This window comes from Endozoicomonas elysicola (genome assembly GCF_000710775.1).
GTDB lineage: Bacteria > Pseudomonadota > Gammaproteobacteria > Pseudomonadales > Endozoicomonadaceae > Endozoicomonas > Endozoicomonas elysicola.
Genome location: NZ_JOJP01000001.1, coordinates 2,122,685 through 2,135,337 on the forward strand (window position 1 = coordinate 2,122,685; position 12,653 = coordinate 2,135,337).

The window sequence follows — 12,653 nt, forward strand, 5'->3', positions numbered from 1 at the left end:
ATAGAAAGCGTTATAAATAGCGCGCTGCCAGTTCAAGAATTTCGTTCTGCGTGGTTTCCCGGGTATTCACAATGCCGGCAACGCGGCCATTACTCATGACCATGATTCGATCGGTTACACCCAACAGTTCCGGCATTTCTGATGAGATCATAATGATGCCCTTATCCTTTTTAGCCAGATCAAGAATCAGCTGGTAGATCTCAAATTTGGCACCGACATCAATGCCCCGGGTCGGTTCATCCAGCATCAGAATCTCCGGCTGGGTCAGAAGCCAGCGGCCAATCACCACTTTTTGCTGGTTGCCTCCGGAAAGAGAGCCTATTCGGGTTTTATGGCCAGGGGTTTTTACTTTCATGGAGTCAATGACCCATTGGGTATCAGAACCCATGGAGTGGTTACTTAATAAACCAAACCGTTTTTTATATTTTTCAATATTGGCGATCAGAGAGTTAAAGGTGATATCCAGCGTAGAATAGATACCCGTTGCACGGCGCTCTTCTGTTACCAGTGAAAAGCCATTTTGAATTGCTCGATACGCGTCTTTATTATCCAGTGTCTTTCCATGAAGCTTGATGACACCCGCGCTTTTATCCCGAATGCCAAAAATGGTCTCTACAACGTCGGTACGACGGGCACCAACCAGACCTGCGATACCCAGGACCTCACCTTTACGAAGTTCAAAGCTGACATCCTGTATTGATGGCTGATTTTTGGCTGTCAGGTTTTCCACCTGAAGGATTACTTCTTTGGGCAGGTGGTCTCTCTGAGGGAACCGCTGTGTCAGCTCCCGACCTACCATCAGGCTGATGATCTGGTCCATATCCAAGCCTTCCAGCGGTCGGGTGGTAACCCACTGGCCGTCACGAAGTATGGTGATGTCATCACAAATAGAGAAAATTTCTTCCATCTTGTGGGAGATATAGACAATACCGCAGCCCCGCTCTTTTAATTTTTTGATGATGGTAAATAGATGGCGGACTTCTTTTTCGGAAAGGGAAGAGGTAGGTTCATCCATAATGACAATTTTGGCGTTATAGGAAAATGCCTTGGCAATTTCTACCATCTGTCGTTTGGAAACGGACAGGTCCGCCACTTTATCTTTTGGATCAACATCAATATCCAGTTCTTCGAAAATCTTTCTGGTTTCGTCATACATGGTTTTGTGATTAACAAAACCATTCTTCTTTGGGTAACGACCCAGCCAGACATTGTCCATTACGCTGGATTGCAATACCTGGTTTAATTCCTGATGAACCATGGAAACACCGTGAGTAAGTGCTTCCTTTGAAGATGTGAATTCAGTGGGTTTACCCTGAAAATAAATACTGCCTTCGTCTTTTTCATAAATACCAAAAAGGCATTTTAATAACGTTGATTTACCGGCACCATTTTCTCCCATCAGGGCATGGACGGAGTAAGGGCGCACTTTTAAATTTACCCTATCCAGGGCCTTTACTCCGGGAAATGATTTGCTGATATCGGTCATTTCCAGAAGCCATTCACTGTCGTTGTTGAAGTGGTTGCTGGTATCCATAGCATTCTGACTTTTCAGAGGCGCAGAGCACCCGGCGAATGAAACGGTCATTCTTCGCCAACTGCGCTTTAAATAAGTAAGGAGTCGCTCTTTTATGGCTGCTTTCTGACTATGAGCCTTCTGAGCTCATAGTCAGAACGTCATCCGCCTGTTAAAGGTCGCCTTTATCAACACCGACGTAAGGTACGCGGACAATTTTGTTCTCTATACTCCAGTTGGTACCTTCACCTGCAGCTTTGCCATTGGCCAGATTGTTTGCCAGTTCAAAAGCGGCTTTCGCCTGATTATTAGCATCATTCAGAACCGTGCCCTGCATCTGGCCACTCTTGATCAGGGCCAGAGCCTCTGTTAAAGCATCGACACCGAATACAGGAATAGCGGATCGGTCGGCGGCTTTCAGGGACTCAATAGCGCCCATGGCCATGGCATCATTGTTGGCGATAACGACTTCAATCTTGTCAGCGTTAGGGCCGGAGATCCAGGCGTCTACCTTATCTTTTGCCATGGCTGTGTCCCACATGGCAGTATCCATATGGAGTTCTTCAGTTGGGTAGCCTTTGTCATTCAGGGTAGAAACCGCGTAGGACGTTCTTGCTTCGGCATCCGGGTGTCCGGGTTCACCTTTCAGTAATACATACTGGATCTTGCCATCACCATTCAGATCCCAGGCAGGATTTTTACCCCAGTGTTCAGCAATTAGTTCTCCTTGAATGATGCCAGACTCTTTGGAATCAGTTCCCACATAATAAGCATGCTCATAACTGGCCAGAGCTTCAGTAGTTGGCTCTTTGTTGTAAAAGACGATGGGTACACCATCAAATTTTGCTTTTTGAATAATGACGGGGGCTGCAGCAGGGTCAACCAAGTTAATAGCCAGTGCATCAACGCCCTTGGCCAGCATGACGTCAACCTGATCATTCTGCTTGGACTGGTCATTCTGAGAGTCGTTCATCAGCAGGCGGACATCTTCAACTTTACCGGCTTCTGCTTCAATTGCTCTGCGGACTGTTGCCATAAAGTTATCGTCGTATTTATAGACGGTAACGCCCAGTGTGGTGCTGGCCTGGACGGTACTTCCAATGGTCATGGCAGCCATCATGGCAGCTGCTCCTGAAATAAGCGCGGTGACTTTTTTCATGATTGTCCTTTTCGTCTGTTTGTAACTTTCCCAGAGTATGTCGAGTTCGGGGAGAGCTATTGGCTGTCAGGAAATCAGCCTTTTTGGCACATCTAAAGGCCGGTCTCCATGTTAAATATTCCAATGGTCACTGATTACACAGGGTTAGTGTTACCTGGTATTTCTGTGTGTTTTGATGGTATCAAATGGTTGTCGTTGTTAGGGTAAGGCAGCTCAACGAAATGTAACAAAGTCTTAGGTTCTGTTGACATAAGGCTCCAAACTCAGTGGCTCGTAAAGCCGTATTCCACAAGGCGAACTGGTACAGGTGTAGTGGTTCTACATCAAAACCAGTTCAACGAAGCTGGAAGGCGGCTTTACGAGCCACCCATGGGCTCAAGCCAGAATGCTTCTGCCGTTGTTGCAAGAGCTTGAAATACATGAGTATTCCTGCGTTCTTGCGCCTAACCAGAAGCATTCTGGCTTGAGCTGAGAAAGGATACTTATGTCAACAGAACCTAAAACAACAAAAAAATAACACGTCAATAGACATTCATATTGCTGGGAATCAATAGTTTTGCCTTTACCGGATTGGGATAATGATTCCGGAGTGGAAAGGTTGAAAACAGGTTAGGGGGAAAGATGGGAGCATCGCACCGGATTTTTGTGGTGGATGACGATGATGGTATTCGTCAATTGATTGCTGAGTATCTGACAAAGCATGGTTTTATTGTTGAAACCTCAAAGGATGGTGAGTCTTTTCTGCAGCTTTTCCAATCAAAGCATCAGGAGGATACCCGGCATGCGCTGGTGGTTCTCGACATCATGATGCCAGGTATTGATGGCTTTGAAGTGTGCCGTGCGTTGCGAACCTTTTCCAAAGTTCCAGTCATTATGCTCACTGCAGTATCTGACGAAATGGATCGAATCATTGGTCTGGAAATTGGTGCAGATGACTACCTTGCCAAGCCATTTAACCCAAGAGAACTGCTGGCCCGCATCAAGGCAATATTCCGTCGCAGTGAGCCTGCTAATGAGGCCCGGCAGTCCATAAGGTTTTGCTGGTTTCATGGGCTTTGTCTGGATACCACTGCACGTGCGTTATCAAACGCAGATGGTGATTCACTTCCTCTATCAGGAGCGGACTATAACCTGCTAATGCTCTTTATTAACAATGCAGGTAGGGTGCTCAGCAGGGAATATATTGCTGGAGAAACCCGCAAGCGTAGTTCTGATCCATTGGATCGTTTTATTGATGTGCATATCAGCCGGCTGCGTCAATGCCTGGGTGATGATGCAAAGTCACCAGAAATTATAAAAACGGTACGAGGTGCTGGATATCTGATGGCCACAGACGTTCAATTTACTCACCATGCTGTTCAGCCTGTTTTGATATGAGCAGTAAAGCCAAAGCATACTGGCCAACCCTGAAACGCCTTGTACATTATTATTCACCCAGGACTCTGGCGGGGCGTTTTTTAATGGTGATGTTTGCGCTGGTGTTCACCTCTCAGTTGATGGTAAATCATCTCTGGGAACGGGAAACGGAAAGTGATCGGCAGGAAGCACTGGCCAAGGTGTCAACCAACGTGGCTTTGCGTATGTCAGCCACTATTGAGTATTTTGTCACGCTGCCAGCTGCAATCCGAAAGGCTACCATAAATAAACTGCGTTACATGGGAGGTGCCCGTTATTTCATTACACTGAATTCGGAATTCATCAAGCTGCCCCCCTACCATAATTCCTCGGCTCATCAGACGGTGGTGAATGTTTTTAAAACGGTGCTTGGCAATGCTGATCATATCAATGGGCGGGTTACTGTTGCTTTTTCAAGACCGGAAACGCTGAAAGTTCTGGATAACCAGACGCTGCTGAAAGATCTGCCGGATAACTGGGGAAAAGAGACGTTGATGGTGGAGCCTCTGGATCTTCCGGTACTGGTCATACAGGTTGAGCTTGAAAAGAATGAGTGGCTATATCTGGCAACTTTGATGCCAGATTCATCCATTCTCTCAGAAGAATCCCCCCCAGCACCTTTGCAAACTTCCTATCTGATCTGGATGCTGGTGCTGCTGGCATTTGCGACTCTGGCGATCTATTTTATGGTTCGTCCTTTTGAAGCGTTGTCCAAAGCAGCAAAAGAGTTCGGGCGGGATCTTGAACCGGTGGCCATACCTGAATGGGGTTGCCTTGAGTATGAAAGAACGGCTCAGGCTTTTAACCAGATGCAGAAGAATATCCGGCATTATATGAATGACCGTAAACAGCTGTTCTCTGGGATATCCCACGACCTGAAAACCCCGATTACCCGGCTGCGACTGCGAGCCGAAATGCTGGATGATGATGTACAGCGGGAACCGTTTATCAGCGACCTGGAACATCTGGAGATTATGGTCAAGTCTGCACTTCAGGTGGTCAGCAATACTGATATTCATGAAAACCCTCAAGTGGTTGATCTTGAGAGAATGCTAAATGACATTACTCTGGCTGCACAGTCGGCAGGACAGAGAGCCTGGTTACACAGACCTTTCCATAATCATCCAGATGAGAGTGGTGGACTGTATAAAATCACCGGTAAGCCGCTGGCATTGAAACGGTGCCTTGAGAACTTGATTGGCAACGCCATTATTTATGGAGCACCGGCCAATATTTATATTGAGAGAACACCAGAGCAGATCATTATTACTATCCGGGACAATGGACCGGGTATCCCGGAAGGAATGGAAGAAACCATTTTCAAACCTTACCTTCGGTTGGATTACGGTTGTCAGAAAAACCCGGACGGTAATGGTCTTGGTTTGGTTACCGCACGCCATCTGGCACGAATTCATGGTGGCAGTCTCCGCTTAAAGAATCATCTTGAAGGTGGGCTGGAGGTTACCCTGACGTTTCTCATAGAGAAAAATTACAGCTGATTTTAAAAACGGTGCTCCTCTTGCGTTTTAACGTCTATATTACAGTGCCTTGATAATTAGTCAGTAAAGATCTCAATGCTGGAACTACTGGACTTTGCAAGTAATGGTGAAGGATAGGTTTTTTTAATCATTTAGAAAATGTTCTTTGATAAATAAGGCGAGGTATATATACGAGTCTGTATTAGCTACTAATCCCGATAGGCTTTATCATTCTCTTAGGATCTTTGAATTATGAATTTTAGTGGGTCTCCTCGTTTACGTCCTTCGTCGGAAGGAATGTTTAGAAGAGATGTAACTGCTTGTGAAAGTGATCGAGTTGAAGTTTTTGGAAGAACTCTTAAAAAGATCAGTTCTCAAACCAGTGGAACCGAAAAGTCTAGTCCTTTATGTTTTCAACGCCTGAACTATGAGCAAGGGTTTAAAGATGCTAACACTGATTTATTAATCAGAGATGTTATTGAATGTGATCCTTCCAGGTTGTCAGAGGTTATTGGGGGTGTGGATTTTAATCAAATGAAGGCTGATATTCTTAGAAAAAGAGATCGTTGTGATGAAGCTCTGAAAAAGGTGGAAGACTTTTATGTTAACTTAAAAAAACAGAGTGGTCTTAGTGGATTCGAAGAATCTTCAGGTGAGAAATTACTAGCTGGATCAGGTAAGCATGTCTATAAAAAAAGAAAGCACTGTTCGGTAGCTGATAATTCTGTAGGTTGTTCAAAATATGCCATAGAACAGCCGTGCAGTGAGAAGGAAACATCATCCTCTGTTTCTGGCAGAGAGTATTTACACCATAAAATAGCGGAGCCTGGAAAAGCAAGAAAAAAACGGTCGAGTGAGATAGCGTTAAATCTGCCTGATAGGATGGATCAAGTCGTTGGTGTAATTCTTCGTCAGTTAAATGACCTAAGAGATAGGAAAGGGGGGGCACCAGACTTAAACACCTGCTGGTTTACTATGATTTCTGGTGAGTATGGGGCAATAAACAGGAGATTTTTATCTGCTATTTCTGTTAATAATGCTGATCTGCAATGGATTCATGATTTTCAGAGTTTGCTCCGTGATAGCAGGCTTATTAAAGTTGAAACTGGCCATAGCGATAATGATATTTCTGATCAAGGATACTTAGATTTACGAGAGTATTTGTCGAAGCATGTTTTCAATGGAAAGCTTGTTGGTTTTGTATTTGATCGGCTGGTTGAAAAAATCACACGTGAAGATAGTAAGGATGAGCTTGATGCTCCTCCGAAGCTTCGGTGGCTTTCTTTTGAGATAAGGCGGTGTTTAAATTATGAGTTTATTTCAACGGGTAAAGTTTTAGAGTTGGATGATATTAGTGCTGTTCTTAAGGATTTTCATGGAGGGTTAGCGGTGCAGTTTTTACGTGCGATGACACTCGATGAAAGAGATCGGCTAAAATCTTTAAGGAATACTCAACATGCCCTTGACTCTTTTTTTGATGATAATGAGATTTTTGGTTGTTTTTCTAAAAAAGATTCCTGTGTTAAGCCTGATCATTCTAAGTCTTTATTTAAGTATTTGAAAAAAAATTGTTTTAATAAAAAGGTTGTATGTGTTGATTTATCCACTTTTTTAAAATCTTTGGAACCATGATCATGGGTTCATCATTAATGATTGTTTTAGATTGAAAAAGTGGGATTATGGCAATGAAAGTGCTTTAACCAGACTCGGTAACCCAGAAGAAGCAATTTTTTCCTGATTTAATGCTTCTCTGGGTTGAGCTAATGGTATGGAAAGGTTGTTAGGGGCTCATTGTCTGTGAGTGGAGCCATTCCATATGCTTTTAAATCTGTAAATTTCTGGAAGGCTTGAACAGTCTCAGCCGGTTGGCATTGGACACCACAGTGACTGATGAAAGCGCCATAGCGCCACCGGCAATGACTGGGTTAAGCAGCATACCGGTAAAGGGAAACAATATGCCCGCGGCAACTGGTATTCCCAGCGAGTTGTAAATGAATGCACCAAACAGATTCTGTTTGATGTTTCTCAATGTTGCTCTTGACAGTTCAATGGCATCAGCAACACCATGAAGAGAAGATCTCATCAGCGTTACCTCCGCAGATTCAATGGCAACATCAGTTCCTGTGCCGATGGCAAAGCCAACATCGGATTGAGCCAGTGCGGGTGCATCGTTGATGCCATCACCAGCCATACCCACTTTATGGCCGCTCTTATATAGAAGGCGCTGCAGCTGCTTCACATGCTCTGCTTTATCTTCAGGCAGAACTTCAGCATGGAACTCATCTATGCCTGCCTGCTGGGCAATGGCCTGTGCTGTTAATCGGTTATCACCCGTGAGCATGACCACCTTGATGCCCAGGTCATGGAGCCGCTTGATGGCAGCTTGGGAATCGGAGCGGATTGGATCAGAAACCGAGATGATGCCTGCCAGATGATTATCAATGGCCATAAACATCGGGGTTTGCCCCTGTTCCGCCAGTTGCTTAGCTTTACTGGCAAGGCTTTCAATGTTGAGGCCATTGTCAGTCATCAGTTTTTCATTACCCAGGAGCAGTGCATGATCATCTACTTTGCCAGAGACCCCGTGTCCGGGAATGGCCTGAAAAGCATCAACAGTTTTAAAACCCACTTGTTTTGACTTGCCGAATTCCACAATGGCTTCAGCCAGAGGGTGCTCAGAGGCTTGCTCCAGGCTGGCAGCCAGCGTTAACAGTTCGGCGTCTGTGTATGGCGTAAGGCTGACAATCTCAGTAACTGTAGGGCGGCCTTTAGTGATGGTTCCCGTTTTATCCAGAACCAGCGTCGTCAGCTTACTGGCCTGCTGCAATGCGTCACCCTTGCGGATTAAAATACCCAGTTCCGCGGCTTTGCCTACACCGACCATAACGGACATTGGTGTCGCTAGTCCCAGAGCGCATGGACAGGCGATAATCAGCACAGTTGTTGCCACGACCAGCATATGAGCGACTTTCGGTTCAGGACCGGCAAAGAACCAGACTGCCGCTGCCAGTATTGCAATCAGGATCACCGCAGGAACAAAGATGCTGGAGATTTTGTCTGCCAGTCGAGCGATAGGCATCTTTGAACTCTGGGCTTTTTTTACCAGGGCAATAATCTGGGCGAGGGCGGTTTCACTGCCCACTTTTTCAGCCGTAAACAGTAACGATCCATTTTTATTCAGGGTACCGGCTGTAATGGCATCACCCACTTTCTTTTCTACAGGGATCGGCTCACCCGTCAGCATGGATTCATCCACAAAGCTGTTGCCATCAACAATGATGCCGTCTACCGGGATCTTCTCTCCAGGGCGCACCCGCAGCGTGTCGCCTTTGTGTACCTGTTGCACTGGGGTATCCAGTTCTTTCCCATCACGAATCACACGAGCTGTTTTGGCCTGAAGCCCAAGCAGGCGTTTGACCGCTTCACTGGTTTTGCCCCTGGCTCTCAGTTCAAGGGCATGGCCCAGGTTGATCAGGCCGATAATCATCGCGGAAGCTTCAAAATAGACATGTCGGGCACTGGCTGGCAGCCACTCTGGAAACAGGACAACTATCATGGAAAACAGCCAGGCTGCACCGGTACCCAGTGCCACCAGAGTATCCATATTGGCATTACGATGCTTCAGGGATTGCCACATGCCCGTGAAAAAGTGGCCTCCGGAAAAATACAGAATCAGCCCGGTAAGAACGCCAACAACACCCCAGGCAACCTGCTCCTGAGTATTGTTAACACCCATCTCTCCAGTGACCATTCCCCATATCATCAGGGGTATCCCGAGTCCCAGGGCGATGGCTGTATGTTTCAGCAGATAGCGATAACGTCGCCTGTCTTCTGCTTCCTGCTGCTCCTGTTGTTTCTCAAATGAACTTTCCTCAAGGTTCATAACAGTTCCGGGAAATCCTGCTTTTTCCAATGCAGCAAGCACGGTATGGATCTCTTTATGGATATCAGAGCTGCTGGTGCTTTCTAGAAGCACGGTTTTATCCGCCAGATTAACGGTTCCCTTAACACCATCAATACCGTGCAGTGACTTTTCAATTTTTCCAACGCAGGAGGCACAGTTCATGGAAGCGACGGAAATGATCGCTGAGTCTTGAACAGCAAAGGCTAGCTCTGCCCCAAAACCAACACTTTCTACGGCATTGATTAACTCTTCCGAAGACGCTGTCCCGGCAACTCGTGCAGTACGGTCGGCAAGACTCACACTGGCTTCAGTAACGCCGGCAACCGCAAGCAGGGCTTTTTCTACCTTGCCAACACAGCCGGCACAGCGAAGACCACTCAATCGCAGCTCGGTTTCTCTGGCGGTCATGGGTTATGCTCCTGTGGCTATTTTGCCACTGATTGATTCATCATGGGGTAAGCATAACCCTTCCCCTTACTGGAAGGTAAAGGGAGGAGCAACTATTTATTTGCTTTCAACTATTAAGAGTTGAAATTCCCTGTTTTTATCATTATGGAATTATTTGTTTAGAAATGAAGCTAGCATGCAGTTTCATAAATAACTTCTATTGCCTCATTATTGGCTTCGAGTAATGGCACTGCTGTCTGGGTATAGGTGGCTATTGGCTGTTTCTCCTCAGTTCTAAGGCTTGCAACTTCATTGATAAACTGAGTGAACTCCTCCTGCTCTAACCTATTTGATAAAAAATTGACAATGCGGACTAATTGTAGTGATGGATCCTTTGCTTCAGTGCAGACTTTACTTTCACCATGAGGCTTTGGTCCCTTGGACCATTCATATATCCCTTTAGGAATTCCAAGAATCATACCAGCAGCATTTATCAAGCCCTGTGTTGCCCCATACAGCTGAACCAGTAAGGTATTAACCAGCATATAAGAATTAAAGTCGGCATCAAAACTTGCCCACTTACTGATAACTTGTAGCCCATTTACGCTAATACCTTCTGACTCAAGAAATGTTTTATTATTGATCATCTCTGAGTATTCACTGGCAACTTTTCGAGTTTCTTCACTAAGTGCCAGTTGATACTTTACAGTATTTGTTAATGCCATAACTGCAACTGAAAGCAGGGCTGCAGATGTTAATGTATTGACAACCGTTTTTATTTTCTTGCTGGTGAAAAAATGATGGAATGAGCTCTGGAGCTGCTCAATTTTACTATAAACACTATCAGTACTTGATGATAGCTGATAGCCACAAGCCCTTTGGATGCTGAACTTAATCACATCCTTTAAACCGATAGCTGCGCTGGCCGTGACAAATGTTTCCAGAATAAAGTTGACTATTACATGAGGAACCATAAGGCCACCTAGGAGCATATGTCCTTCAGGAGAATATGCAAAAGCAGTAGAAGCATGATTCTCTAATAGAGAGTTGGTCCACTGCTCAACACCAAATGGAAATGCGTAGGCAGAACCTGCAGATGTTATCGCAGCCACAGTAATCAAGAAAAGGTTGAATTTTGGCTGATGTTTTAACTCATCACGAGACTCCCATAACTCCCCAATAATTTTAAGTGCTTCAGCTCCAATGCCAAAAATGGTTATACCTTCACAAGTCCCGCAGAAAATACTTGTAGTAAGCCCAAACTTTTCATGAGCTTCAGCTCCTACACGATATGAGTCACTTGCAGTTGCAACCCCTAGTAGTGTTAGATAGCAGGCAATGCCTGCTTTCTTTATGCCTGATAGTTGTTGCCACTGTTCTTTATAGTCTTCAGGAATTCCTGAAACGGAGTCCACTGATAGTGCTCCACTTGCGAGAGAGCCAATCATCGTGAGTAAAATATTTTGAATGGAAGAGTCCTCTTCCAGAATGAAAGCCGTATGTCGACCAAAAGCTCCTAGTAAACAAGTGATTGTTAAAAGTCCGTGAAGTAAAGATTTTGGTTCCTGAATTTGTATTATGAAGTTTGAAACTGCTGATTTTGATTCATAGGTATTGTAATTAAAACGTTCTTTTGCAAGTTGTTCAAGTGTTTCGATATGTTCTTCCTTTAATTCTTTAATTAACTTGTAAACATCTAGCTCACTTTGACTTTCGTTAAGTGTTGTTATTTTTTTTGATTTTATTGACTCGGATGATGGGTGACTTTCAAGAGTTTTTTCATTGGGGTTGATATTTGTTTTTGAAACCCTTCTTTGCCCATATTTGTTTTGCTCAATATTTTGAATTCTAGATAAAGCTGCTTCTTGCTGTTGCGGTAATAGGGTTGATGTTTGATTATTATTCTTAATTGATTGCATTTTTATTTCCTGAATACCTTTGCTCTAGAATATGCTTCTAGCATGCCGTTTCTTGGGGTATTAATACGTCGACGATTAATGGTATTGAAAATAAATTTAACTCTGTTAATTGGCAGAGGTTGTTTATTTTGTGGCGCAGAGTATAGAAATAAAAAAAGTATGATCTGAATTAATTTGTATGTATTTTGTTGTTTATTTGTTTCGATTTTTTTCAGTTGAATTAGGCCAGTTTGAGATACAACTGACCTGTTGGTTATTTCAAAGAACTAAAAATTACTGGGCGTAGTGCAACTAATCAGACGACACTCTTCATCATCGCTTGGGTTTCGGAAGCGGTGAGGGCGGTTACTGTCGAAGTAATAGCTGTCGCCGGGGGTCAGCAGGTAGACATCGTTACCCACAGTAAGCTCAAGCTGACCTTCAATGATGATGCCCGCTTCTTCACCTTCATGACAGAGCATCTCATCGCCGGTATCAGAATTAGGTGGATAGCACTCATCCATAAAGGCCATGCCACGGTTCGCCTTATGCTGACCAATGACCTTGATCTGTATCTTGTCCATGATCATTGGGGAGAGTTCTTCCGAACGATAGACCACTGGCTCATAGCCCTGCTCATCCATCTCCAGGGAGAAAAACGTCACCAGAGACATGGGAATGCCACTGAGTACTTTTTTCAGGGAGCTGACCGATGGGCTGACACTGTTTTTCTCAATCATCGAAATGGTGCTGTTGGTGACACCGGCGCGTTTTGCAAGCTCTCGCTGGGAGAGGTTATGCATAATTCGAACGGCTTTTAACCGCGTTCCTACATCCAAAGCAGGTCCTCCTTGAAGTGGTATCAGCTCCTGTTAAAAGACGAAAACGGGAGCTTTAGCCAGCTTAACCCTTTGGTGAG

The 12,653-nt window shown here is 44.8% G+C and carries 8 protein-coding genes; 3 read left to right on the forward strand and 5 right to left on the reverse strand.

All coding sequences use genetic code 11. The features are described 5' to 3' along the window. Nucleotides 1-10: 10 nt before the first annotated feature. Both mglA and mglB read right to left on the reverse strand, forming a co-directional pair. On the reverse strand, nucleotides 11-1,585 hold the full coding sequence (gene mglA, locus GV64_RS09040) for a galactose/methyl galactoside ABC transporter ATP-binding protein MglA (RefSeq protein ID WP_236632928.1): 1,575 nt from the start codon (nucleotides 1,583-1,585) through the stop codon (nucleotides 11-13). Between the two features lie 100 nt (nucleotides 1,586-1,685). Beyond that, on the reverse strand, nucleotides 1,686-2,672 hold the full coding sequence (gene mglB, locus GV64_RS09045) for a galactose/glucose ABC transporter substrate-binding protein MglB (protein ID WP_020585169.1): 987 nt from the start codon (nucleotides 2,670-2,672) through the stop codon (nucleotides 1,686-1,688). Between the two features lie 621 nt (nucleotides 2,673-3,293). On the opposite strand from mglB, the gene GV64_RS09050 reads away from it, so the two are divergent. The 3 genes from GV64_RS09050 to GV64_RS09060 all read left to right on the forward strand — a co-directional run bounded on the left by GV64_RS09050 (nucleotide 3,294) and on the right by GV64_RS09060 (nucleotide 7,177). After that, complete coding sequence (locus GV64_RS09050; protein ID WP_020585168.1) at nucleotides 3,294-4,049, forward strand: response regulator; 756 nt, start codon at nucleotides 3,294-3,296, stop codon at nucleotides 4,047-4,049. Further along, nucleotides 4,046-5,566: an ATP-binding protein gene (locus tag GV64_RS09055; protein ID WP_020585167.1), complete on the forward strand. Its 1,521-nt coding sequence runs from the start codon at nucleotides 4,046-4,048 to the stop codon at nucleotides 5,564-5,566. Before GV64_RS09050 ends, GV64_RS09055 begins: the two co-directional genes overlap by 4 nt. Nucleotides 5,567-5,797: 231 nt before the next feature. Next, nucleotides 5,798-7,177, forward strand: a complete 1,380-nt coding sequence (locus GV64_RS09060; protein ID WP_152553983.1) for a hypothetical protein — start codon at nucleotides 5,798-5,800, stop codon at nucleotides 7,175-7,177. Between the two features lie 190 nt (nucleotides 7,178-7,367). Here the strand turns inward: GV64_RS09060 and GV64_RS09065 are convergent, their stop codons facing one another. The 3 genes from GV64_RS09065 to GV64_RS09075 form a co-directional block, all read right to left on the reverse strand. Further along, the gene (locus GV64_RS09065; protein ID WP_020585165.1) at nucleotides 7,368-9,857 is read right to left on the reverse strand and encodes a heavy metal translocating P-type ATPase; all 2,490 of its coding nucleotides are present in this window, start codon (nucleotides 9,855-9,857) and stop codon (nucleotides 7,368-7,370) included. Between the two features lie 170 nt (nucleotides 9,858-10,027). Further along, nucleotides 10,028-11,755: a hypothetical protein gene (locus GV64_RS09070; protein ID WP_020585164.1), complete on the reverse strand. Its 1,728-nt coding sequence runs from the start codon at nucleotides 11,753-11,755 to the stop codon at nucleotides 10,028-10,030. Between the two features lie 266 nt (nucleotides 11,756-12,021). After that, nucleotides 12,022-12,573, reverse strand: coding sequence for a cupin domain-containing protein (locus tag GV64_RS09075; RefSeq protein ID WP_020585163.1), 552 nt, complete (start codon nucleotides 12,571-12,573; stop codon nucleotides 12,022-12,024). Nucleotides 12,574-12,653 lie beyond the last annotated feature (80 nt).